This is a genomic window from Pseudomonas sp. Wu6, assembly GCF_019891515.1.
Lineage (GTDB): Bacteria > Pseudomonadota > Gammaproteobacteria > Pseudomonadales > Pseudomonadaceae > Aquipseudomonas > Aquipseudomonas orientalis_A.
This window is the reverse complement of sequence record NZ_JAFLXH010000025.1, coordinates 1-24516: the sequence shown is the minus strand read 5'-3', so window position 1 is coordinate 24516 and position 24516 is coordinate 1. Positions and strand designations below refer to the sequence as shown.

Here is a 24516-nt window from a genome sequence, read left to right as displayed (position 1 = left end):
CTTTTCCCTAGTTTTGCGCAGGGGTCCCCGACCTAGACTTACGTCCAATGGGCACCCGCCGTGCAGCAGTCGACCATGCAGCACGATAACGACAAAAAAACTGCGGTCACTGTTATGAGTAAAGCTGATGCTTTCACGCAGGCGGGTAAAACCGCCGTGTTGCAGAACATCCACGGCACCCTGCAATTCCTGCAGCGCTTCCCGCCGTTCAACCAGATGGAAAATGCGCACCTGGCGTTTCTGGTGGAGCAGTGCCAACTGCGTTTCTATGGCCCCGGCGACAGCATCCTCAAACCGTCGGGCGGGCCGGTCGAGCATTTTTATATCGTCAAGCAGGGCCGCGTGGTCGGCGAGCGGCCGGACGCCACAGACCCCACGTTCGAAATCACCACCGGCGAGTGTTTCCCCCTCGCCGCCCTGCTCGGTGAGCGCGCCACCCGCACCGAGCACAAAGCCTGCGAAGACACCTTTTGCCTGCAACTGAACAAGATGGCGTTCATCAAGCTGTTCGCCCTTTCCAGCCCGTTTCGTGACTTCGCCTTGCGCGGCGTCAGCAGCCTGCTCGACCAGGTCAACCAGCAGGTGCAGCAAAAAGCCGTGGAAACCCTCGGCACCCAATACTCGTTGAACACCCGCTTGGGTGAACTGGCCATGCGCCACCCGGTCACCTGCAGCCCTGACACTGCGCTGCGCGAAGCGGTGCGGCTGATGCACGAGCAGCAGGTCGGCAGCATTGTGATTGTCGATGAACACAAGGCGCCGCTGGGCATCTTCACCCTGCGTGACCTGCGCCAGGTGGTGGCCGACGGCACCGGTGATTTCAGTCAGGGCATTGCCGGTCATATGACCCAGGCGCCGTTCTTCCTGAGCCCGGACCACAGCGCGTTCGACGCGGCGATCGCCATGACCGAGCGGCATATCGCCCATGTATGCCTGGTGCAGGACCAGCGCCTGTGCGGCGTGGTCTCGGAGCGCGACCTGTTTTCCCTGCAGCGCGTCGACCTGGTGCACCTGGCGCGGACCATCCGCAACGCATCCCGTGTGGAACAACTGGTGGCGATCCGCGGCGAGATCGGCCAGTTGGTCGAACGCATGCTGGCCCACGGTGCGTCGTCTACGCAGATCACCCACATCATTACCTTGCTTAACGATCACACCGTGTGCCGGGTCATCGAGCTGACCCTGGCGGAAAAAGGCGACCCCGGCGTGCCCTTCAGCTGGCTGTGCTTTGGCAGCGAAGGCCGCCGTGAACAGACGCTGTACACCGACCAGGACAACGGCATCCTGTTCGAGGCCCGAGACGCCGTGGAAGCCGCCGAGATTCGCGAGCGCCTGCTGCCCCTGGCGCAGCAGATCAACCAGAGCCTGGCGCTGTGCGGCTTCAGCCTGTGCAAGGGCAATATCATGGCCGGCAACCCGCAGTTGTGCCTGTCACGGGCCGAATGGGCCCGCCGGTTTGCCGCGTTCATTCGCGAAGCCACACCGGAAAACCTGCTGGGTTCGAGCATCTATTTCGACCTGCGCGTGGTGTGGGGCGATGAGCAGGGTTGCGAGCAACTGCGCCAGGGCATTCTGGATCAGGTGGCGGACAATCGGCTGTTCCAGCGCATGCTGGCCGAGAATGCCTTGCGCCAACGCCCACCCGTAGGGCGCTTTCGCGAGTTTGTGCTGACGCGCAAAAGCGGGGAAAAGGCCACCCTGGATCTCAAGGTGCAGGGCCTCACGCCGTTCGTGGACGCTGCGCGTGTGTTGGCCCTGGCCCATGGCATCCACGCCAACAATACGTTGGAGCGGCTGCGCCAGTTGGTCGCCCGGCAGGTGATCGAGCGGCTGGACGGCGCGGCGTATGAAGAGGCTTACCACTTCATTCAACAAACCCGCATGCAGCAGCATCAGATGCAGACCCGGGAAAACCTGCCATATTCCAACCGCGTCGATCCCGACAGCCTCAATCACCTGGACCGGCGCATCCTGCGCGAATCCCTGCGTCAGGCCCAGCGCCTGCAAAGCAGCCTGACCTTGCGGTATCAGCTGTGAGCCTGTTCAACTGGTTGCGCGCGAAAAAACCGCGGCTCGATGCGGCGCAGCAGCAACGCCTGGGCCAACTGCCCGCGCCCGCCGCACTGGGCAATGAGCCCTTGCGCAGCCAGCGCTGGGTGGTGGTCGACCTGGAAACCAGCGGCCTGCACCTCAACCGTGACCAGGTGCTGTCCATCGGCGCCGTGGTGATCGAGGACGGCGCGGTGGATTTCTCGCAGATGTTCGAACGCACCCTGCAACGCACCGCCAGCAAACTCAGCCCCAGCGTGTTGATCCACGGCCTGGGGCCCAGCGCCATCGCGGCCGGCAGCGACCCGGTGGATGCGCTGCTCGATTTCATGGCGTTCGTGGGCGACAGCCCGCTGCTGGCCTTCCATGCGCCGTTCGATCAACACATGCTGGGCCGGGCGCTCAAGGAGAGCCTGGGTTATCGCCTGGTCCATCCCTTTCTCGATGTGGCCGATATCGCCCCGCTGCTGTGCCCCGAGGCGAACATCCGTGAGGCCGGTCTGGATGAGTGGATCAACCATTTCAACTTGCAGGTGGGCGAGCGCCATCACGCCAGCGCCGATGCACTGGCCACGGCGGAGCTGATGCTGATCCTGTTCAGCCGTGCACGCCGGCAACACATCGACACGCCCCAGGCGCTGCAGGAGCGCTTGAGCCAATGGCGGCGGCGTAAACAGGCGCCATCGTTTTAGTGGCATTGCCCGACAGACGCCAATTGCGCCCACATCACCGCTCTGACACAATCGCGAATAATTCTCGTTAGTTTAAACTTTATTCGGTGATGCCTTGTCGTCGGCCCAGACCCCACACAGTGAGCTTGTTGGCGCGTTGTATCGCGACCATCGTGGCTGGCTGTTGGCCTGGCTGCGGCGCAACGTGGCCTGCCCGAGCCGCGCCGAAGACCTGAGCCAGGACACCTTCATGCGCCTGCTCGGCCGTGACGGCCTGCGCGAACCCCGCGAGCCACGCGCCTTTCTGGTAGCGATTGCCAAGGGTCTGCTGTTCGACTACTTCCGCCGCGCCGCCCTGGAACAGGCCTACCTCACCGAATTGATGCTGATCCCGGAAAGCGAACACCCATCGCCCGAAGCACAGCAACTGATCGTCGAAGACCTCAAGGCCATCGACCGCCTGCTCGGCAAACTGTCGAGCAAAGCCCGCGTCGCCTTCCTCTATAACCGCCTCGACGGCCTGGGCCATGCAGACATCGCCCAGCGCCTGGGTGTGTCGGTGCCGCGCGTGCGCCAGTACCTGGCCCAGGGCATTCGCCAGTGCTACATCGCGTTGTATGGCGAGCCATCATGAGCCTGATCAGTGGCAAGCCGGTGTCGGCCCGCGTGCTGGACGCCGCGATTGCCTGGCAGCTGTCCCTTGATTCCGGCGACGGCGGCGTGGTGGAACAGGAAGAGTTCGCCAAGTGGCTGACCAGCGACGAAGAACACGCCCGCGCCTGGCGCCAGCTGGGCATGCTCGACCAGCGTTTCAGCGCAGCGTCCGGCCCCGCGCGAGCCGCGCTGTTGCACTCCCACGACAGTGCGCGCCAGCGCATGCGCAAACTGGGCCGTGGCCTGGCGAGCATTGTGCTGGTGTGCGGGCTGGCATTGTTTGCCGGTGAGCGCTATGTGCCCATCCACTATTGGCTGGCCGATCAACGCACCGCCACCGGTGAGCAGCGCACCCTTGAGCTGGCTGACGGCACCCGGATCAGTCTCAATACCCACACGGCCATCGACGTGCGCTTCGACGATAAACGCCGATTGATTGTGTTGCAGGAGGGCGAAATCCTGGTCGAGACCGGCCATGACGATGCACGTCCATTCTCTGTACAGACCCGCGACGGCAACCTGCGGGCGCTGGGTACGCGGTTCATCGTGAGGCGCGAAGACCACGCCACGCGCCTGAGCGTGCTGCAATCGGCGGTGGCCGCCCAGCCTGAAGCACTGCCTCAGGAACGGATTTTCAAGGCCGGCCAGCAAGTACTGATGCGCAGCGACGGCCTTGGCGCGCTGCTTGCCGTCCCACCGGCCAGCGACGCCTGGACCCGCGGCATGCTGGTGGTCGACAACGCCCGCCTGGGCGATGTGGTGGCCGAACTCGGTCGTTATCGCAGCGGCCATCTGGGTGTGGATGACAGCGTCGCCGACCTGCGCATCACCGGCAGCTTCCCGCTGCACGACACCACCCTGGCGCTCAATGCGCTGTTGCCGACCCTGCCGGTGCGGATCGAGCAGCACACGCCGTGGTGGGTGACCGTCAAGGGTAGGCCTTAGGTTCTGCGGCATCTGAAGATCGCCATCGGGGGCAAGCCCCCTCCCACATTTGACTGTGTTCACAAATCAAAGTGTGGGAGGGCTTGCCCCCGATAAGGCCCTCAAAAACACCACCGAAAAAATATTTCCACCCCGCCCTATCACTTTCCGATTCTCGTCCGGCACCTAGGCAATTGAGAAATATTTTCATTCAGGAGCCACCCATGTCCCGCACGCTAGACACTCTGTTGCGCCCCAGCCTGTTAGCCGTGGCCATTGCCCTCGGTGCCCCGCTGATCAGCCCCACGCTGATCGCTGCCGAACAGTCCGCCAGCGTGCGCGCCTACAACCTGCCGGCCGCCCCACTGGCCGCCACCCTGAACCAGATTGCCAGCCAGGCCGGTCTCGCGCTCACCCTCAACCCGACGCTCGCCGCCGGCAAGACCTCGGCACCGGTCAAGGGCCAATTCGATGCCCAGGGCGCATTGCGCGAAGCCTTGCGCGGCACTGGGCTGCAGCTGGAGCAAAGCAGCGCCGGGACCTTTACCCTGGTGGCGATTGCGGACGGCGTGGTGGCATTGCCGCAGACCAGCATTATTGGGCAAGGTAATTACGAGAGCGCCTGGGGGCCGGTGGAGGGCTACCTGGCCAAGCGCACTGCCGCCGGCACCAAGACCGACACGGCCCTGGTCGAGGCGCCGCGCTCGATCTCGGTGGCGACCCGCGAGCAAATGCAGGATCGCAACGTGCAGAACCTCGACGACGCAGTCAAATACATGCCCGGCATCGTGTCCGCCAGCTACGGCAGCGACACCCGCTACGACTGGATGCGCGTGCGTGGCTTCGAACCCACCCAATTCCTCGACGGCCTGCCGCTGCCCCGTGGTGTGTACGCCAACCCGAAAGCCGAAACCTGGAACCTCGATCGCCTCGCCCTGCTGCGCGGCCCAGCCTCCTCGGTTTACGGCCAGACCCCGCCGGGCGGCCTGTTGGACATGGTCAGTCGCCGCCCCAGCGCCGAACAGAGCAGCGCCATCCAAGTGCAATACGGCAGCGACAACTATCGTCAGATCAACTTTGCCAGCACCGGCAAGATCGATGACGAAGGCCAGTTCCTGTACGGCTTGAGCGGCGTGGTGCGCGATGCCGGCACCCAGGTCGATCACATCGACAACAAGCGCTACAACATCGCGCCAAGCCTGACCTGGAATATCGATACCGATACCAAGCTGACGTTCCTGTCGCAGTTCACCCGTGACGATACCGGCACCACCAGCCAGTTCCTGCCGATCCAGGGCACCAAGATCAAATCGCCCCTGGGGGACATCTCGCACCACAAGAACCTCGGCGATCCGGATTACGAGTATTACGACCGCACTTACTACGCACTGGGCTATGCCTTCGAACACCGCTTCAACGACACCTGGCAGTTCAGGCAGAACCTGCGCTACACCAAGTCGGAACTGGCTTTCCAGCAACTGACCGTGGGCTCGTTCGCCTTCTCGCCAGCGGACGCGGCCGGCAATATCAGCCGCTCGTCGACCAACGTGGACGAGGACATTGGCCAGTTCGCGGTGGATAACAACTTCCAGGCGGATTTCGCCACGGGCGATATCACCCATACCCTGCTGCTGGGCCTGGACCATCAGCGCACCGACACTTCCTACACGTCGATTTTCGGCCTCGCCGGAACGATCAACATCTTCAACCCGGTCAATACCCAGCCGGTCGTGCGGCCGGCGCGTTCCACCGCGTTCTATGACTACAACCAGAAAACCATCCAGACCGGCCTCTACGTGCAGGACCAGATGGCCCTGGACAACTGGCGCCTGACCCTGGGCGGTCGTGAAGACTGGGTGCACCAGGGCACCACGTACTTCAACAAAAACGATGCGACCAACACCGACCGCAGCAAGAACTTCAGTGGCAACGCGGCGCTGAGTTATGTGTTCGACTCAGGCTTCGTACCCTATATCTCATACGCCGAATCGTTCCAACCGGCGAGCAACGCCAGCGTCTCCCCCACCGAGTCGTATAAACCCACGGAGGGCAAGCAGTGGGAACTGGGGATCAAGTACCAGCCACCCGGTTCGAACACCCTGCTGAGCGCGGCGGTGTATGACCTCACCCAGAAAAACGTGCTGGTCACCAGCTTCCAGTCCGGTGGCGTGTCACTCACCGACCAGACCGGCGAAGTGAAGGTCAAGGGCCTGGAGCTGGAAGCCATCTCTGACGTCACCGAAAACCTCAAGGTGATCGCGGCGTATACCCTGGCCAAATCCGAAGTGCAAAAAGGCGACTTCAAAGGCAACCGCCTGCAATTGATGCCTAACCAGCAAGCCTCCCTGTGGACTGACTACACCTGGCATACCGGCGCCCTCGACGGTTTCGGCATCGGCTTTGGCGCCCGCTACACCGGCAATACCTACGGCGACCAGGCCAACACCTGGTCCGGCAAAGCCAACGCCTACACGGTATTTGACGGTGCCGTGCACTACGACCTCGGCCGCCTGGACAACAGCCTCAAGGGCGCGTCGGTGAAAGTGAACGCGACCAACCTGTTCAACAAGGACTACATTTCCACCTGTGACGGTTCCTACTGCTACTTCGGCGACCAACGCAGCGTTGTCGCCAGCGCCACCTACCAGTGGTAATCGGCTGAGTTAACAACCAGGCCGTCCACCAGGGCGGCTTTGGTGTGTCTGAAGGCGAGAAAATGAAAAGCAAAACCATCCGCCGCTGGTCCTTCATCCACACCTGGACCAGCCTGATCTGCACCGTATTCTTGCTGCTGCTCGCCCTCACCGGTCTGCCGCTGGTGTTCCATCACGAGATCGATCACCTGCTGGGCAACGAACCCGAGCTCAAGCAGATGCCCGCCGATACGCCGCAGCTCAACCTGGAGCAGCTGGTGGCCAAAGCGCAGGCCCATCGCCCCGGCGAGGCCATGCAGTACCTGGCCTGGGACGAGGATGACAAAAATGGTGTCATCGCGATCATGGCCGCCACGGCCGGTACCGAGCCGAATGCGTCGCATACCTTCATGCTCGACGCGCGCACCGGCGAAACGGTGGAGATGCCGTCAGCCAATGGCGGGCTCACCCTGTTCCTGTTGCGCCTGCATGTGGACATGTTCGCCGGGCTGCCCGGCAAGCTGTTGCTGGCGTTCATGGGTTTGCTGTTCGTGCTGGCGCTTGTCTCGGGGACGGTGCTGTACCTGCCGTTCATGCGCCGCTTGAAGTTCGCCACCGTGCGCCAGGACAAATCCACGCGCCTGCGCTGGCTCGACCTGCACAACCTGATCGGCGTGGTCACCCTGACCTGGGCGCTGGTGGTGGGTGTGACCGGTGTGATCAGCGCCTGTGCCGACCTGATCATCGCCGCCTGGCGCCAGGACAGTCTCAGCGCCCTGATCGAACCCTATAAAGACGCCCCGCCGCTGACCCAACGCGCGCCGGCCAGCGATTTGCTGAGCATCGCCGCCAAGGCTGCGCCCGGCATGCAACCGGACTTTATCGCCTTCCCCGGTACGCGCTTCTCCAGCGAGCATCACTACGCCGTGTTCATGAAAGGCAGTACACACCTCACCTCCCATCTGCTCACACCGGTATTGATCGACGCCAGCACCCTGGCCGTCACCGCCATCGCCCAACGGCCGTGGTACATGGACGCCATGGGCATGTCCCAGCCGCTGCACTTCGGAGACTACGGCGGCATGCCGATGAAAATCCTCTGGGCGCTGCTGGATGTGCTGACCATCGTGGTGCTGGTCAGCGGCATTTACTTATGGATCGTGCGACGCAAGGCGGGCAAGGCATGAAGCCGAGGCAGTCGAATTTCTGGAAGGTGTTTGGCATCCCGCTGGGGATCGGCCTGCTCAGCGCCGCCGGGTTGTTTGCGGCGTTGCTGGGGGATGGGTGGTGGGATTCCTTGAGTTGGGTGGGGTTGGGTATACCGGCTGGCATTGGGGCCTGGGGGTTGGTCAGGCGGCGTGGCTGATGGCCTCATCGGGGGCAAGCCCCCTCCCACATTTTGACTGTATTCACACATTTAAGTGTGGGAGGGGGCTTGCCCCCGATGAGGCCATCAGCTCCAGCGAAAATCCCCCTCGCCAGCCACCCCGCAACCCTCTAGGCTAACCCCAGCCTATTTCGAGGAATGCCCATGTCCGCCCCCAGCATGACCTTGTTCCACAACCCCGCTTCACCCTTTGTACGCAAAGTCCGCGTGTTGTTGAGCGAGACCGGTCAGCAGGACCGCGTCGCCCTGCACGCCTGCCTGCCCACCCCCGTCAACCCGGACGCCGAGGTGGTGCAAGGCAACCCGGTCGGCAAGATCCCGGCCCTGCGCCTGGCCGACGGTTCGGTACTGCATGACAGCCGGGTGATCCTCGATTACTTCGACCACCAGCACGTCGGCAACCCGCTGATCCCCCGCGACGGCTCGGCCCGCTGGCGCCGCCTGACCCTGGCCTCGATGGCCGACGGGATCATGGACGCCGCCGTGCTGGTACGCTACGAAACCGCCATGCGCCCGGTCGAGAAGCATTGGGAGCCGTGGCTGGACGAGCAGCGCAACAAGATGCGACGCGCACTGGCCGAGCTGGAACAGGACGCCATCGCCGAACTGGCCAGCCACTTCGACATCGCCGCCATCAGCGTGGCCTGCGCCCTGGGCTACCTCGACTTCCGCCACCCGGACCTGCACTGGCGCGCGGATAACCCCAAGCTGAGCGCCTGGTACGCCGAAGTCAGCCAGCGGCCTTCGATGCAGCAGACCCAACCGCCCGCCTGATATCACCCATGTGGGTCCGTCAGCAGTCCGGTTTGTCGGCGGTGTAGCGACGCGCCGGGTTCACCGCCGCACCGAATTCACGCAGGGCCTTGGCGCCGATCAGCAGCGGATAGTTGAAGCTGCTGCGGTCGGTAAGGTTGACCTCCACGGTACGCTTGACGTCGCCCAGGCACATTTCCAGGTCGATCACCGGGCGCTTGGCCACGCCGGCTTCGTCCTTGTCGTCATCTTCGTCGGCGCGGCTCTTGATCTTGCTGATGCGTGACACCTTGTGTTCGTAGACCTTGTTACCCGCATCGCTGCCGCCGAGGCGGAAGCGCACCCAATCGTCGCCATCACGGGTGAAGGTCTCGATGTCACGGGCCGACAGCGAGGCGGTCAGCGCGCCGGTGTCCATCTTGGCCTTGAAGGTCTGGCCGATTTCCGGCAACTGGATGTATTCGTAGCGACCGTAGAGGGTCGGTTCGGCGGCCATGGCAGGCGCAGCAGCCAGAACGGGAATAGCTAGGGCAAACGCGGCAAGGAGCAATTTCACGGCATGATTTCCTCGAAAGAAGTGGGCGAATTCTAGACCGCGCACACAGCACTTAGTTGGATGACCGAGCATAACCGGCACATTGTGAAACATTCGTCCGGCCATTTGCGATTTGGCCTCTAGACTCACCTTGCTTATGATGGCAAGCCCACAAGATTCCAAGAGTTATTTATGCGCCGCCTGCTCACCGGCTGTCTGGTCACACTGCTGCTGTTGCTCAACACGCTGATCCTGATCGGCCCCTTGATGGTGTTCGCTCTGCTCAAGCTGGTGGCGCCGGGCCGCTCGCGTGACTATGCGTCCCGGGCAGTGATGTGGATCGCCGAGACCTGGGCCGAGATCGACAAGCTGATCTTCGCCGTGTGCATTCCCACCCAATGGGATATTCGCGGCGGTGAGAGCCTGCGGGGTGACACCTCCTACCTGGTCATCAGCAACCACCAGTCCTGGGTGGATATTCCGGCATTGATCCAGGCGCTGAACCGGCGTACGCCGTTCTTCAAATTCTTCCTGAAAAAAGAGCTGATCTGGGTGCCCTTCCTCGGCCTGGCCTGGTGGGCGCTGGATTACCCGTTCATGAAACGCTACACCAAGGCGTTCCTGGCCAAACACCCGGAGCTGGCCGGGCAGGACCTGAAAATCACCAAAGAGGCCTGCGAGCTGTTCAAGCGCCAGCCGGTGACCGTGGTCAATTACCTGGAGGGCACGCGGTTCAGCGAGGCCAAACGCGCACAGCAGGATTCACCGTTCAGCCGGCTGCTCAAGCCCAAGGCCGGCGGCGTCGCGTTTGTGCTGGCGGCAATGGGTGAGCAACTGGACGCCATCCTCGACGTGACCGTGGTCTACCCGCAACCCAGGATTCCAGGGTTCTGGGATTTGATCAGCGGCGCGGTGCCGAAGGTGATCGTGGATATCCGCACCCGTGACCTGGACCCGGCGTTGTGGCAGGGGGATTACGAGAACGATCCGGCGTTTCGCCAGACCGTCCAGAACTGGGTCAACCAGCTCTGGAAGGAGAAGGATGCGCGCATCGAACAATTGCGCGCGGAGTAGCCTTAGCTGCCGGTGCCCCAGGCCTGGGCCAGCTTGCTCAGCAATGAGCTGTTGGCGCCTTGACCGCCCAGGTATTGCAGGATCACCGGGGCAAACTGGCCGATCATGCCGCTGTCCATGCCCAGGGCGCTGAACGCGGTGTTCAAGTCATTGGTATTTTTCACGTTACCCAGCAGGCCGTCCAGGCCACTGGTCTTGCTGCCGCCGTTCTGGCCGAGCATCCCGCTCAAGGCGCCAAGGCTGCCCAATGCATTGTTACCCGACAGTTGATCGAGGCCCGGCACGCTGTTGCCCAGCTGCGAAAAGTCGTTGCCGCTCAGTTTGTTCTTGGCAAGGCCCAGCATGGCGCCGGTGCCGCCGACCGCTTGCTCGGGGGTGATATTGAGTTGCGAGGTCAGGGCCGTCAGCAGGTCGGCCGTTTCCGATGTCGGCGCGGCGGCGGCAGCTTTGTTGTTGCCACCCTGCATGCCGGAAATGGCGTTGGCTGCATCGCCAAGGCTGAAACCTGCGGCGAAGACCGGGCCGGCGGCGACGCTCAACAGGCAGGAAAGGGCAAAACCGCGTGAAATCTTCATCAAGACAACCTCAGGAGATAGGTGCAAAGCACGCTTTGGACTGGGTATACCGACGGATGTTCCGGAACCCATTGGGGATAAGCGGGTCCATGAACTGACTACAAAATTTGTCAGGAAGAGACTTATGACTGCGATCCACCCCGAAGCGATTGAGCACAAGCCTGCATTCTGGAGCCGCCCTCGCCTGTTCATTGGCGCCTGCGCGGTGGTTGTTGCCGGTATTGGTGGCGCGCTCTATACCCAGGACAGCGTCAAGTCCGCAGCGACCCTGGTGACCACTACCCAGCAGCCGGCCGCACAAATCATGGCCCACAAGGATTACCTGGAAGTGCAGCCGATTGCCGCCACGGCACCTGCGCCGGACCAGAGCCTGGAGCTGTGGGCAATTCCCAAAGATGGCACGCCGGTGTCCCTGGGCCTGTTGCCGGAGGACGGCAAGGGCATCATCGGCCTGAACCCGCGTCAGCAGGAAACCATCAGCAAGCCGGTGGAGTTGATGGTGAGTTCGGAGACCAAGGGTGGTTCCATCAGCAAACAACCCACAGGCCCGACCGTCTACCAGGGCGCATTGGCCACACGCTGATCCCCAAACACCACAACACCCATGTGGGAGGGGGCTTGCCCCCGATAGCGGTGGATCAGTCGTACATCGATTGACTGACACACTGCCATCGGGAGCAAGCCCCCTCCCACAATGAAAAGGGCGACCCATGGGTCGCCCTTTTTAATTGCCGAACGCTTTACGCCGCACTGAACAGCTTATGCGGATCGATCACAAACTTCTTCGGCACACCCGCATCGAACTCGCCATAACCGCGTGGCGCGTCATCCAGGCTGATGACCTGCACGCCGACGATCTCGGCGATGTTGATACGGTCCCACATGATCGCCTGCATCAGTTGGCGGTTGTACTTCATCACCGGCGTCTGCCCGGTATGGAAGCTGTGGGATTTGGCCCAGCCCAAACCAAAGCGAATGCTCAGGCTGCCCATTTTTGCGGCGGCATCGACGGCACCTGGATCTTCAGTGACGTAGAGGCCGGGGATACCGATCTTGCCCGCCACGCGCACCACGCCCATCAGCGAGTTGAGCACGGTGGCCGGGGCTTCGGCCTTGACGCCGTCATGGCCGTGGCCGCGCGCTTCAAAGCCGACGGCATCGACGGCGCAGTCTACTTCCGGCTCGCCGAGCAGCGCGGCAATCTGTTCGTGCAATGGCGTGTCGGTGGACAGGTCGGCGATCTCGAAACCCTGGGCCTTGGCGTGAGCCAGGCGGATCGGGTTGACGTCGCCGATAATCACCACTGCAGCGCCCAATAGACGTGCTGACGCGGCAGCGGCCAGGCCGACCGGGCCGGCACCGGCGATGTAGACCGTGCTGCCTGGGCCAACGCCGGCAGTGACGGCACCGTGGTAGCCGGTGGGCAGGATGTCGGAGAGGCACGTCAGGTCACGGATTTTCTCCATGGCCTTGTCGCGGTCCGGCAGTTTCAGCAGGTTGAAGTCGGCGTAAGGCACCAGCGCATATTCGGCCTGGCCGCCCGTCCAGTCGCCCATGTCGACATAGCCATAAGCACCGCCCGGGCGCGCCGGATTGACGCTCAAGCACACGCCGGTGTGCATTTCCTTGCAGGAGCGGCAACGACCGCAGGCCACGTTGAAGGGGACGGAGACCAGGTCGCCGATCTTCAGGTTTTCGACGTCGCTGCCCTTCTCGATCACTTCGCCAGTGATTTCATGCCCCAGCACCAGGCCGGTCTGGGCAGTGGTGCGGCCGCGCACCATGTGTTGGTCGGAGCCGCAGATGTTGGTGGAAACCACGCGCAGGATGACGCCATGCTCGATCTTCCTGCCGCGCGGGTCCTGCATTTTGGGATAGTCGATTTTCTGTACTTCGACCTTGCCGTTGCCGAGATACACGACACCACGATTACCAGACATGCTTTCACCTCGCTGTTGTTTTTATGGAACTGCGTTGCCCGTTGAGTGGGCAGCGCGTTAAGTGCTTGGGTACAGATGCTGTTTCTTGTGTTGTGGGTGAGGGCCTCATCGGGGGCAAGCCCCCTCCCACAGGGCAACGCATTTCAAATGTGGGAGGGGCGGTGCGACGATTCGACTTGCCCCCGATTGGCGCCAGTCAGAGCACCACCGTCCGATTGGCATTCAAAAACACCCGCCGCTCAATGTGATACCCCACCGCCCGCGCCAACGTGAGCCCTTCGATATCCCGCCCCTTGGCAATCAGATCCTCGGGATAGTGACTGTGGTCCACCACTTCCACACCCTGGGCGATGATCGGCCCTTCATCCAGATCGTTGTTGATGTAATGCGCCGTGGCGCCGACCAGTTTCACGCCCTTGTTGTACGCTTGGTGATACGGCTTGGCGCCCTTGAACCCCGGCAGCAACGAGTGATGAATGTTGATGGCCTTGCCGTCCAGCTTGCGGCACAGCTCCGGCGACAGCACTTGCATGTAGCGCGCAAGGATCACCAGTTCGGCGCCGGTGTCTTCCACCACTTGCCACACTTGACGCTCCTGGGACGGTTTGTCGTTGGGGTCGAGGGGGAAATGGTAGTAGGGAATTTGATGCCAGTCGGCCAAAGGTTTCAAATCGGGGTGATTGGACACCACCGCGACCACGTCCATCGACAGCTGACCGATGCGCTGGCGGTACAACAAGTCGTTAAGGCAGTGATCAGCCTTGGAGACCATGATCACCACTTTTGGCCGGTAGTTCGGCGCCGTCAGCTCGAAGATCATGCCAAACGCTTCACCGCGCGTGGCCAGGCCATCGCGGAAACCCTGCTCGTCAAATCCATCGGGCTGACGGAATTCCACCCGAATAAAAAAACGGCCCGAGAGGCGGTCATCGAACGAATGGTGCTCGGTGACATAGCAGCCCTGCTCGAACAGATAGCGGGTGACCGCGTCCACCGTGCCGAGCACGCTGGGGCAGTCGGCGGTCAGAATCCATGTGTCGGGTGCGCGGCTCATAGCGGGTAACTCCTCAAACAACGCTATCTACTGTAGGAGCGAGCTTGCTCGCGAAGAACGCCAACGATGATGCGTGCATGCTGAATGAACGCGGCGTCTTTGAGTTTTTCGCGAGCAAGCTCGCTCCTACAGTGAAGGGGTGAGACAGCGCGAGCGCCATGTCAGGCTTGAACGCTCAGGCCAAATTCGGCCGAGGCATCCTGCAACCACAACCACCAGTAATCCGAGAAGCTGCGGCGAATCAGCAGTTCCCAGGTGTCCTCAGCGGTATGCCGGATCACCAGTTGTGACTTGGCGAACACCGTGCCCACCGCCTTGCCCACCGGAAAGTTATCAGGGTGCACGTCGTAGCTGGTGGACTTCATCAGCACATCGCGCACATTCGGGCCGCTGAGCTCGAGGATCTGCTGGCCGCCGCTGACGTTGACGATCTGGATATGCAAATCAGCCAGGGCCGCGCGCAGGTTTTGTTCGGCGGCGAACTCTTCGCCGCTCGGGACAATGAGCAGCCATTCATCCGGGCCGAGCCACTGCAGGCTCGTCTCACCCTTGAAGATCACGCTCAGGGCGCCGGGCAGCTCGATGCCAAGGGCCTTGTGCACCCCGGCGGCGAACGCTGCATCGTGGCCATCGCCACGAATGGTGAGGTGGCCGAGGAGTTTCTTTTCACGCACGGTTACGCCGGCGTTCTTGCGGCCCTTGCCGACCAGGCTGGCGAGGTCGGCATGGTGCAGCGACGACTCGGCTTTGGCGCCGGTGGTGGGGCGTTGTTGGTAAACATTGGCTGCTGTCATAAAGCACCTGTTCTGAATTCTGTTGTGAGGCTGATGGCCTCATCGGGGGCAAGCCCCCTCCCACAGGGGAATGCATTTCAACATGTGGGAGGGGGCTTGCCCCCGATGCAGGCGACTCAAATGTTCTGCCGATCACCCTTGGGGTCAAAGAACACCGAAGACACAATCTCCGCCTCGATCACACTGCCATCGGCCTGCGGCGAAAAAACCCGCTCGCCGATGCGCTTCAAGCCACCTTTCACCACGCCCATGGCAAACGAATAACCCAGGGAGTTGTGCGCATAGCTTGAAGTCACGTGGCCGACCATTTTCATCGGAATCGTCTGCTTCGGATCGAACACCAACTGCGCGCCTTCCGGCAGCCACACATTCGGATCGATCGGCTTCAATCCCACCAGTTGCTTGCGTTCTTCACGCACGCAATCTTCGCGGTTCATCCCACGCCAGCCGATCCACGAGAACGGTTTGGTACGGCCCACGCACCAGCCCATGTTCAAGTCGTCCGGGGTCATCGAGCCGTCAGTGTCCTGGCCGACGATGATGAAGCCCTTCTCGGCACGCAGGACGTGCATGGTTTCGGTGCCGTACGGGGTCAGGTTGTACTTTTTGCCGGCCTCGACGATCTTTTCCAGCACGCCCATGGCGTAGTCGGCCTGCACGTTGACTTCATACGACAGCTCGCCGGTAAACGAGATACGGAACACCCGCGCCGGTACGCCGCCGACCAGGCCTTCCTTCCAGGTCATGAACGGGAAGCCGTCCTTGTCCAGGTCGATATCAGTCACTTCCGCCAGCAGCTTGCGGCTGTTGGGGCCGGACAGGGTCATGGTCGCCCAATGGTCGGTGACCGAGGTGAAATACACCTTGAGGTCCGGCCATTCGGTCTGCTGGTAGATTTCCAGCCACTGCAGTACGCGGGCGGCGCCGCCGGTGGTGGTGGTCATCAGGAAGTGGTTGTCGGCGAGGCAGGCAGTCACGCCGTCATCGAAGACCATGCCGTCTTCCTTGCACATCAGGCCGTAGCGCGCCTTGCCCACGTCCAGCTTGGTCCAGGCGTTGCTGTAGATGCGGTTGAGGAACTCACGCGCGTCCGGGCCCTGGATATCGATTTTGCCGAGGGTGGACGCATCCAGCAGGCCGACGCTGTCGCGCACGGCCAGGCATTCGCGCTTCACGGCGGCGTGCAGGTCTTCACCATTACGCGGGAAGTACCATGGGCGTTTCCACTGGCCGACGTCTTCAAACTCGGCGCCGTTTTTCACGTGCCAGGCTTGCAGCGCGGTGTAGCGCACCGGCTCGAAGATGTGCCCACAGTGACGGCCCGCTATCGCACCGAACGTCACCGGCGTGTAGTTGGGGCGGAACATGGTGGTGCCCATCTGCGGGATGGTCACGTTCAGCGAACGCGCCGCGATGGCCAAACCGTTGACGTTACCCAGCTTGCCTTGGTCGGTGCCGAAGCCCAATGCGGTGTAGCGCTTGACGTGCTCGACCGACTCGAAACCTTCGCGGGTCGCCAGTTCGATGGCGGCGGCGGTGACGTCGTTCTGCAGGTCGACGAATTGCTTCGGCGCCCGAGCAGTGGCTTTTTCGTGAGGCACTTGGAACAGCGCCAGGGTCGGTTCTTCAAGGCGGCTCAGGGCTTTAGGCAGTACGCCTTCAACCGGGGCGAAACCGGCTTCGCTGGCCGCGCGCACGCCGCCTTCAAAACCGTCGGCCAGGGAATCACCGAGGCCGTAGACGCCGTTGATACCACCGACGCACACGCGTTTTTGCGGCGCTTCGCCCGGCACAAAACCGAGGATATCTTCACGCCAGGTCGGCTTGCCGCCCAGGTGCGAAGCCAGGTGGACCACCGGGCTGTAGCCGCCGGAGCTGGCCACCAGGTCGCAGTCCAGCCACTCGCCGGGGCTGGTGACTTTATGGGCTTTAACATCGATCGCAGCCACTCGCGCAGCGCTCACACGCTTGGTGCCACGGGCTTCGACCACGGCGCTGCCGGTGAGGATACGAATGCCCTTGGCGCGAGCCTCTTCAACCAGGGCACCGCGTGGGTTGTGGCGCACATCAGCCACCGCAACCACTTGCAGACCCGCATCGAGCCAGTCCAGCGCAACGCGGTAGGCGTGGTCGTTGTTGGTCGACAGCACCAGTTTCTTGCCCGGTGCCACGCCGTAGCGACGCACGTAGGTAGAGACCGCACCGGCCAGCATGTTGCCCGGCACGTCGTTGTTGCCGTACACCAGCGGGCGCTCGCACGCACCGGTGGCCAGCACCACACGCTTGGCACGCACACGGTGGATACGCTGGCGCACCACGCCAATCGGCGCGCGGTCGCCAAGGTGGTCGGTGAGGCGCTCGTGAATGGTCAGGAAGTTATGGTCGTGGTAGCCGTTGACGGTGGCGCGGGGCAGCAGCACCACGTCCGGCAGGGCTTTGAGTTCAGCGAGGACGCTGGCAACCCATTCGGTGGCCGGCTTGCCGTCGAGGCTTTCGCGGGAATCGAGCAGCGAACCCCCGAACTCTTCCTGCTCATCGGCGATGATCACCCGCGCACCGCTGCGCGCAGCCGCCAGTGCTGCGGCGAGACCGGCAGGGCCTGCGCCGACCACCAGTACGTCGCAATGACGGTTGAAGTTGTCGTAGGTGTCCGGGTCGTTCTCGGTCGGCGAGCGGCCAAGGCCGGCTGCCTTGCGGATGTACTTCTCGTAGGTCATCCAGAACGATTGCGGGTACATGAAGGTTTTGTAGTAGAAACCCGGCGGCATCAGCTTGCCGCCGACCTTGCCGAGAATGCCCATCATGTCGTTGTTGACGCTCGGCCAGCCGTTGGTGCTGGTGGCGACCAAGCCCTGGTACAGCGCCTGTTGCGTGGCGCGCACGTTGGGGATCTGGGTGGCTTCGGTGGCGCCGATCTGCAGCACAGCGTTCGGCTCTTCGGCGCCGGCGGCAAAGATGCCGCGCGGGCGCGAGTATTTGAAGCTGCGGCCGATGATATCGACGCCGTTGGCCAGCAGGGCGGCGGCCAGGGTGTCACCTTCAAAGCCTTTGTAGCTCTGGCCGTTGAACGTGAAGGTCAGGACTTTATTGCGGTCGATCCGGCCACCGTTGGACAGGCGATTGATCTGGCTCATACCTTCTCTCCAGAGGCCTTGGCGGTGAACTGAGGCTTCTCACCGATCTTGTAGGTTTCAAGAATTTCGTAGGTCACAGTGTCGCGGGTGGCGTTGAAATACTGGCGGCAACCGGCGGCGTGAATCCACAGTTCGTGGTGCAGGCCACGGGGGTTGTCGCGAAAGAACATGTAGTCGCCCCACTCGGCGTCGGTGCAGGCATTCGGGTCCAGCGGGCGCGGGATGTGCGCTTGGCCGGACGCGTGGAATTCCTCTTCGGAGCGCAGTTCGCCACAGTGAGGACAGAAGATATGCAACATGAGGTGGTTCTCCTGTTAGTGGGCGACGGCCGCAGCGCCGTGTTCGTCGATCAGCGCACCGTTGTGGAAACGGTCGATGGAGAAAGGTGCGGCCAGCGGGTGCATTTCACCCTTGGCCAGGCTCGCGGCAAACACGTTGCCTGAGCCCGGCGTGGCCTTGAAGCCACCGGTGCCCCACCCGCAGTTGAAGAACATGTTCGGGACCGGGGTCTTGGAGATGATCGGGCACGCGTCCGGCGTGGTGTCGACGATGCCGCCCCACTGGCGGTTCATGCGCACGCGTGAGAGCACCGGGAACATCTCGACGATGGCCTGGATGGTGTGTTCGATCACCGGGTACGAGCCGCGCTGGCCGTAGCCGTTGTAGCCGTCGATACCGGCGCCGATCACCAGGTCGCCCTTGTCGGACTGGCTGATGTAACCGTGCACGGCGTTGGACATGATCACGCTGTCGATAATCGGCTTGATCGGCTCCGATACCAGTGCTTGCAGTGGATGGGATTCGATCGGCAGGCGGAAACCGGCCAGCGAAGCCATGTGCCCGGAGTTACCGGCGGTCACCACACCGACGCGCTTGGCGCCGATAAAGCCCTTGTTGGTTTCCACGCCGATGCACACGCCGTTTTCCTTGCGAAAGCCGATTACTTCGGTCTGCTGGATCAAGTCCACGCCGAGTGCGTCGGCGGCGCGGGCAAAGCCCCAGGCCACGGCATCGTGACGGGCCACGCCGCCGCGACGTTGCACAGTGGCGCCGAGCACCGGGTAGCGGGTGTTCTTCGAGCAGTCCAGGTACGGAATCTCGTCGGCCACCTGCTTGGCATTGAGCAGTTCGCCGTCCACGCCGTTGAGGCGGTTGGCGCTGACGCGACGCTCGGAATCACGGATGTCCTGCAGGGTGTGACACAGGTTGTACACGCCGCGCTGGGAGAACATCACGTTGTAGTTCAGGTCCTGGGACAAACCTTCCCAGAGTTTCATCGCGTGTTCGTACAGGTGCGCCGACTCGTCCCACAGGTAGTTGGAACGCACGATGGTGGTGTTGCGCGCGGTGTTACCGCCGCCCAGCCAACCTTTCTCGACCACGGCCACATTGGTGATGCCGTGCTCTTTAGCCAGGTAGTAGGCGGTCGCCAGACCATGCCCGCCGCCGCCGACGATGACCACGTCGTAGACCTTTTTCGGGGTCGGCGTGCGCCACATCTTCTGCCAGTTTTCGTGATGGCTGAGGGAGTGCTTGAAGAGGCCGAAGCCTGAGTAGCGTTGCATAGTCATTACTCCAAAACCGCGCTCAGCGATAAACCGGGAAATCAGCGCACAGGGCAGACACGTGCTTGGCCACGTTGGCCTCGACGTCGGCGTCGCCGAGGTTGTCGAGGATGTCGCAGATCCAACCAGCCAACTCGACGCACTGCGGCACCTTGAAACCACGGGTGGTCACCGCCGGGGTGCCGATACGCAGGCCCGAGGTCACGAAGGGCGACTGCGGGTCATTGGGCACGGCGTTCTTGTTGACGGTGATGTGGGCGCGACCGAGGGCGGCGTCCGCCTCTTTGCCGGTGAGGCCCTGACGGATCAGGCTGACCAGGAACAAATGGTTATCGGTGCCACCGGAGACCACGTCGTAGCCGCGCTTGATGAACACCTCGGCCATCGCCTGGGCGTTGTCGATCACCTGCTGCTGATACGCCTTGAAGCCGGGCTCCAGCGCTTCCTTGAAGCACACCGCCTTGCCGGCGATCACATGCATCAGCGGGCCGCCCTGGGCGCCGGGGAATACGGCAGCGTTGAGTTTTTTCTCGATGGCTTCGTTGGCCTTAGCCAGGATCAGGCCGCCACGCGGACCGCGCAGGGTCTTATGGGTGGTGGTGGTGACCACGTCGGCGTAGGGCAGCGGGTTCGGGTACAGACCGGCGGCAACCAGGCCGGCGACGTGGGCCATGTCGACGAACAACAGCGCGCCCACCTTGTCGGCAATCTGACGGAAGCGTGGGAAATCCAGGGTCTTGGAGTAGGCGGAGAAACCGGCCACGACCATTTTCGGCTGGTGCTCCACGGCCAGGCGCTCGACTTCGTCGTAGTCGATCAGGCCGGTGTCGGTGTTGATGCCGTATTGCACCGCGTTGTACAGCTTGCCCGAGGACGACACTTTGGCGCCGTGAGTCAGGTGGCCGCCGTGGGCCAGGCTCATGCCCAGGATCGTGTCGCCGGCATTGATCAGCGCCAGGTACACCGCGCTGTTGGCGGACGAACCGGAGTGCGGTTGCACGTTGGCGTAATCGGCACCGAACAGTTGCTTGGCACGCTCGATGGCCAGGGCCTCGACCTTGTCCACATGCTCGCAGCCACCGTAGTAACGCTTGCCCGGGTAACCTTCGGCGTATTTGTTGGTGAGGCCGCTGCCTTGCGCTTCCATCACACGTTTGCTGGTGTAGTTCTCCGACGCGATCAGCTCGATATGGTCTTCCTGACGCTGCTCCTCGGCATTCATCGCCGCCAGCAGTGCGTCGTCATATCCCTGGATCTGGTCTTGTTTGCTGAACATCGCGTCTCTCCCAGCCTTTCGTATTGTTGAGGCCCTCGCAGGGCCCTTTGATGCGATGGTAGGGCTGGCGCGTGCGGGCCAAATGCCTGCGCACGCCACGCAAAGGTGCGTTTACGACATGGCCTGAGCAAATGCTAACTGAGGGCCGACAAACTGTAGGAGCGAGCTTGCTCGCGAAAAACCTGAGGGCGCCACGCTCAATCAGGCAGCGCGCGTTATCGTTGACGTTTTTCGCGAGCAAGCTCGCTCCTACATGGGTTAGGCGATGAGTTTGCGGACGAGGAGCAGCAGGAGAAAGTGCATTGGATAGAGGGCATAGGCCCAACGGCGCATGGCCGGTGGAGAGACGTTTCTGGCGTGTCGCAATAAGACCAATCCTGCCAGCGGCGCAACCAGACACGTCGCCAACCCAAGCATCGCCACCAGGCTGCCGCTATTGAGCAGAATCTGCCATTGATTGGCGGCGACGCAGACCAAACCCGGCACCACGCTGAAATACCAGGGCCGGCGAAACACCAGCAGCATCGCCAACGGCAGCAATACACCAAAGAAACCGAACATCAGCTGGGTTGAAAACACGGCCGCTATTGTGAGAGCGATCAGCGCCAATCCTCGATCAACCACCGCCTTGTGCTGCCATCCTCGGGCAACCAGCAGGCCCAGCGCCAGGGTCGGCAATACGTTCAAGGTATCGGCATCCTCGATGAACATCCGATACGGCACTTCGCTGATCACGCTGAACAGCAACAACCAACCCAAGTAGCGCCAGTGGCCGGTCACCGGGGCGTTTCGAGCCCGATGCAGATTCGCCGCAATCGCCAGGCAAAACCATGGGAACGCCAGGCGCCCGGGCACATACAAGCCATCGAGGCTCAGGCCCACATAGCGCAGGTGATCCAGCACCATGCTCAGCAGCGCCAGCCACTTGAGCAGGTCCAAAGCGCCATCTCGGACATGTCCGACAGGCAAGGTGTCAGTACCGTGCATAATTCCCCACCGACTTTGCATTTACAGTGCGTGCGCCGCCCTCCCAATCTTGGTTAAAGTGCGCACCAACATCGACCACAGGAATGGGCCATGACCGACAAGAGCCAACAATTCGCCAGCGACAACTATTCCGGCATCTGCCCGGAAGCCTGGGCCGCCATGGAACAAGCCAACCAGGGCCATCAACGTGCCTATGGCGATGATGAGTGGACCCACCGCGCCGCCGACGGTTTCCGCAATCTGTTCGAAACCGACTGCGAAGTGTTCTTCGCCTTCAACGGCACCGCCGCCAACTCCCTGGCGCTGTCTTCGCTGTGCCAGAGCTACCATAGCGTGATTTGCTCGGAAACCGCCCACGTCGAGACCGATGAGTGCGGCGCGCCGGAGTTTTTCTCCAACGGCTCCAAGCTGCTCACTGCACGCACCGAAAACGGCAAGCTGACGCCGGAGTCGATCCGCGAAATCGCCCTCAAGCGCCAGGACATTCACTACCCGAAACCGCGCGTGGTCACCCTCACCCAGGCCACCGAAGTCGGCAGCGTCTACACCCCGGAAGAAATCCGCGCCATCAGCGCCACCTGCAAAGAGCTGGGCCTGAACCTGCACATGGACGGCGCGCGCTTCTCCAACGCCTGTGCGTTTCTGGGCTGCTCACCGGCCGACCTGACCTGGAAGGCCGGCGTGGACGTGCTGTGCTTCGGCGGCACCAAGAACGGCATGGCGGTGGGCGAAGCGATCCTGTTCTTCAACCATAAGCTGGCCGAAGACTTCGACTACCGCTGCAAACAGGCCGGCCAGCTCGCGTCGAAAATGCGCTTCCTGTCCGCGCCATGGGTGGGCCTGCTCGAAAACGACGCCTGGCTCAAGCATGCTCGCCACGCCAACCACTGCGCGCAATTGCTCAGCAGCCTGGTGGCGGACATTCCCGGCGTGGAACTGATGTTCCCGGTGCAGGCCAACGGCGTGTTCCTGCAACTCTCGGAACCGGCTATCGCAGCCTTGACGGCCAAGGGCTGGCGCTTCTACACCTTCATCGGCAAAGGCGGCGCGCGCTTCATGTGTGCGTGGGATACCGAAGAAGAGCGTGTAAGAGAATTGGCGGCCGACATCAGGGAAGTGATGAACGCTTGAAGTAGAAATCAGAACGGTGCGTGCTGGCCGATTGCCGAGTCTGTTTTTTGATATTTCTGACAGCAGCGCACTCGAATTTCATTGTCTAGCCTCTTGGAACCCGCAAGGAAAACGCAGCGATCACTGCCACCTTCCGGGTTTATTGCCTGCCGAATAGTCGGCTGCAAATCCAATGGAGAGCTCAATCATGGAATATCAAAGCAACGTCAATAGCCTGGTGCAAGGCGACAACACTACCAGCACCACCGTTATCGACTGGGACGAGTTCAGGAAATACGCAAAGGTCGGCGACACCATCCGCGAGCCATCGAGGACGCTGAGGGTCTACGACAAAGTCTATGAACTGACAGCCTCAGGCCAGCACTTCGTCGTACACATCTACGCCCAGTAACCCTTCACTCCGATCGTTCCCACGCTCCGCGTGGGAACGCTTCCCCGGACGCTCTGCGTCCACTCGAAGTCAAGGATGAACACGTGGGTAGAAGCCGCTACGTCATCACCGAACCCGAAAAGCCGCATTTCCTGACCTGTACAGTCATGGAGTGGCTGCCACTCTTCACCCGCAGTTACCTGGTAGAGCGCCTTTTAGATTGCTGGCGATATCAACAGCGTCATCACGCTTTAAGTCTGTTTGGCTACGTCATCCTGGAAAATCACCTGCACTTCATTGCTCAAGCGCCTGACTTGGATAAATGTATCAGCCAATTCAAATCCTACACCGCCCGCACCCTAATCAATGATCTGCAAGACAAAGGCGCCGAACGTGTTTTACAACGCCTGCGTTTCAGCAAACGCGCACACAAGTCCGATCGGGTTTATCAACTGTGGCAGGAAGGTTCACATGCAGAATTGGTGTACAGCGAGACCGTAATGCGCCAGAAGCTCGATTACATCCACCACAACCCTGTGAAACGGGGTTACGTGGACCTGGCAGAACACTGGCGGTACTCAAGTGCTCGCAATTATGCCGGTATGGAAGGATTGATCGAGATACAACACTGGTCCTGAAGATCAATACTCAAGCGGGACGCGGAGCGTCCCGGGAGGCGTTACCACGCGGAGCGTGGGGAACGATCAACCACCCAGCAACCCCTCACTCTGATCGTGCCCACGCTCTGCGTGGGTATGCAGCCGTGACGCTCTGCGTCACCGCCACTCAAGCGGGACGCGGAGCGTCCCAGGAGGCGTTACCACGCGGAGCGTGGGAACGATCAACCACCCAACAACCCCTCACACCGATCGTGCCCACGCTCTGCGTGGGTATGCAGCCCGTGACGCTCTGCGTCACCGCCACTCAAGCGGGACGCGGAGCGTCCCAGGAGGCGTTACCACGCGGAGCGTGGGAACGATCAACCACCCAACAACCCCTCACACCGATCG

At 62.0% G+C, this 24516-nt stretch carries 23 protein-coding genes; 13 read left to right on the top strand and 10 right to left on the bottom strand.

The annotated features are described in order from the left end of the window. The first annotated feature begins 114 nt into the window (after nt 1-114). From J1G34_RS17655 to J1G34_RS17620, 8 genes are all read left to right on the top strand, one after another. The gene (locus J1G34_RS17655; RefSeq protein ID WP_170876035.1) at nt 115-2037 is read left to right on the top strand and encodes a putative nucleotidyltransferase substrate binding domain-containing protein; all 1923 of its coding nucleotides are present in this window, start codon (nt 115-117) and stop codon (nt 2035-2037) included. Beyond that, nucleotides 2034-2741, top strand: coding sequence for a 3'-5' exonuclease (locus J1G34_RS17650; protein ID WP_222994416.1), 708 nt, complete (start codon nt 2034-2036; stop codon nt 2739-2741). Before J1G34_RS17655 ends, J1G34_RS17650 begins: the two co-directional genes overlap by 4 nt. Before the next feature lie 94 nt (nt 2742-2835). Then, complete coding sequence (locus tag J1G34_RS17645) at nt 2836-3354, top strand: RNA polymerase sigma factor (RefSeq protein WP_222994415.1); 519 nt, start codon at nt 2836-2838, stop codon at nt 3352-3354. Beyond that, complete coding sequence (locus J1G34_RS17640) at nt 3351-4319, top strand: FecR domain-containing protein (RefSeq protein ID WP_222994414.1); 969 nt, start codon at nt 3351-3353, stop codon at nt 4317-4319. Before J1G34_RS17645 ends, J1G34_RS17640 begins: the two co-directional genes overlap by 4 nt. A 203-nt stretch (nt 4320-4522) precedes the next feature. Continuing rightward, nucleotides 4523-6952, top strand: a complete 2430-nt coding sequence (locus tag J1G34_RS17635) for a TonB-dependent siderophore receptor (RefSeq protein WP_065896280.1) — start codon at nt 4523-4525, stop codon at nt 6950-6952. Nucleotides 6953-7014: 62 nt separating this feature from the next. Then, a complete protein-coding gene (locus J1G34_RS17630; protein WP_065885459.1) occupies nt 7015-8118 on the top strand; it encodes a PepSY-associated TM helix domain-containing protein in 1104 nt (367 codons plus the stop codon). Continuing rightward, the gene (locus J1G34_RS17625; protein WP_065894115.1) at nt 8115-8297 is read left to right on the top strand and encodes a hypothetical protein; all 183 of its coding nucleotides are present in this window, start codon (nt 8115-8117) and stop codon (nt 8295-8297) included. The genes J1G34_RS17630 and J1G34_RS17625 overlap by 4 nt, the downstream gene beginning before the upstream one ends. Nucleotides 8298-8462: 165 nt before the next feature. Further along, on the top strand, nt 8463-9092 hold the full coding sequence (locus J1G34_RS17620) for a glutathione S-transferase family protein (RefSeq protein WP_122561767.1): 630 nt from the start codon (nt 8463-8465) through the stop codon (nt 9090-9092). Between the two features lie 19 nt (nt 9093-9111). Here the strand turns inward: J1G34_RS17620 and rloA2 are convergent, their stop codons facing one another. After that, nucleotides 9112-9627 carry a retropepsin-like aspartic peptidase RloA2 gene (gene rloA2, locus J1G34_RS17615; RefSeq protein ID WP_459077117.1) on the bottom strand — a complete coding sequence of 172 codons (516 nt, stop codon included), beginning with the start codon at nt 9625-9627 and terminating at the stop codon, nt 9112-9114. Nucleotides 9628-9798: 171 nt separating this feature from the next. Between rloA2 and J1G34_RS17610 the strand changes: the two genes are divergently transcribed. Next, nucleotides 9799-10680: an acyltransferase gene (locus tag J1G34_RS17610; RefSeq protein ID WP_065937077.1), complete on the top strand. Its 882-nt coding sequence runs from the start codon at nt 9799-9801 to the stop codon at nt 10678-10680. 2 nt (nt 10681-10682) lie between these two features. Here the strand turns inward: J1G34_RS17610 and J1G34_RS17605 are convergent, their stop codons facing one another. Further along, nucleotides 10683-11255, bottom strand: a complete 573-nt coding sequence (locus J1G34_RS17605) for a DUF2780 domain-containing protein (RefSeq protein ID WP_065885455.1) — start codon at nt 11253-11255, stop codon at nt 10683-10685. A gap of 124 nt (nt 11256-11379) precedes the next feature. Between J1G34_RS17605 and J1G34_RS17600 the strand changes: the two genes are divergently transcribed. Further along, nucleotides 11380-11838, top strand: a complete 459-nt coding sequence (locus J1G34_RS17600; RefSeq protein WP_065894111.1) for an anti-sigma factor domain-containing protein — start codon at nt 11380-11382, stop codon at nt 11836-11838. Between the two features lie 157 nt (nt 11839-11995). Here the strand turns inward: J1G34_RS17600 and fdhA are convergent, their stop codons facing one another. The 8 genes from fdhA to J1G34_RS17560 all read right to left on the bottom strand — a co-directional run bounded on the left by fdhA (nt 11996) and on the right by J1G34_RS17560 (nt 22005). Then, a complete protein-coding gene (gene fdhA, locus J1G34_RS17595; RefSeq protein WP_065885453.1) occupies nt 11996-13195 on the bottom strand; it encodes a formaldehyde dehydrogenase, glutathione-independent in 1200 nt (399 codons plus the stop codon). A 196-nt stretch (nt 13196-13391) separates the two neighbouring features. Beyond that, nucleotides 13392-14249 (bottom strand): formyltetrahydrofolate deformylase, encoded by an 858-nt coding sequence (purU, locus tag J1G34_RS17590; protein ID WP_016977808.1) that lies wholly within the window; start codon nt 14247-14249, stop codon nt 13392-13394. 161 nt (nt 14250-14410) lie between these two features. After that, entirely contained in the window at nt 14411-15043 is a 633-nt protein-coding gene (locus J1G34_RS17585) for a sarcosine oxidase subunit gamma (RefSeq protein ID WP_065892464.1), read from the bottom strand. Between the two features lie 116 nt (nt 15044-15159). Next, nucleotides 15160-18177 (bottom strand): sarcosine oxidase subunit alpha, encoded by a 3018-nt coding sequence (locus J1G34_RS17580; protein ID WP_065892463.1) that lies wholly within the window; start codon nt 18175-18177, stop codon nt 15160-15162. Next, nucleotides 18174-18476, bottom strand: coding sequence for a sarcosine oxidase subunit delta (locus J1G34_RS17575; RefSeq protein ID WP_065885450.1), 303 nt, complete (start codon nt 18474-18476; stop codon nt 18174-18176). Before J1G34_RS17575 ends, J1G34_RS17580 begins: the two co-directional genes overlap by 4 nt. Before the next feature lie 15 nt (nt 18477-18491). Then, nucleotides 18492-19742 carry a sarcosine oxidase subunit beta gene (locus tag J1G34_RS17570; protein WP_010207084.1) on the bottom strand — a complete coding sequence of 417 codons (1251 nt, stop codon included), beginning with the start codon at nt 19740-19742 and terminating at the stop codon, nt 18492-18494. 22 nt (nt 19743-19764) lie between these two features. Next, nucleotides 19765-21018, bottom strand: a complete 1254-nt coding sequence (glyA, locus tag J1G34_RS17565) for a serine hydroxymethyltransferase (RefSeq protein ID WP_065896284.1) — start codon at nt 21016-21018, stop codon at nt 19765-19767. A gap of 258 nt (nt 21019-21276) precedes the next feature. Further along, nucleotides 21277-22005: a TraX family protein gene (locus tag J1G34_RS17560; RefSeq protein WP_222994413.1), complete on the bottom strand. Its 729-nt coding sequence runs from the start codon at nt 22003-22005 to the stop codon at nt 21277-21279. 90 nt (nt 22006-22095) lie between these two features. Between J1G34_RS17560 and J1G34_RS17555 the strand changes: the two genes are divergently transcribed. From J1G34_RS17555 to J1G34_RS17545, 3 genes are all read left to right on the top strand, one after another. Further along, nucleotides 22096-23136, top strand: coding sequence for a threonine aldolase family protein (locus J1G34_RS17555; protein WP_057723604.1), 1041 nt, complete (start codon nt 22096-22098; stop codon nt 23134-23136). A 187-nt stretch (nt 23137-23323) separates the two neighbouring features. Beyond that, nucleotides 23324-23527, top strand: a complete 204-nt coding sequence (locus J1G34_RS17550; RefSeq protein ID WP_065892460.1) for a hypothetical protein — start codon at nt 23324-23326, stop codon at nt 23525-23527. 83 nt (nt 23528-23610) lie between these two features. Further along, nucleotides 23611-24144, top strand: a complete 534-nt coding sequence (locus tag J1G34_RS17545) for an REP-associated tyrosine transposase (RefSeq protein ID WP_065892459.1) — start codon at nt 23611-23613, stop codon at nt 24142-24144. The last annotated feature ends 372 nt before the right edge of the window (nt 24145-24516 follow it).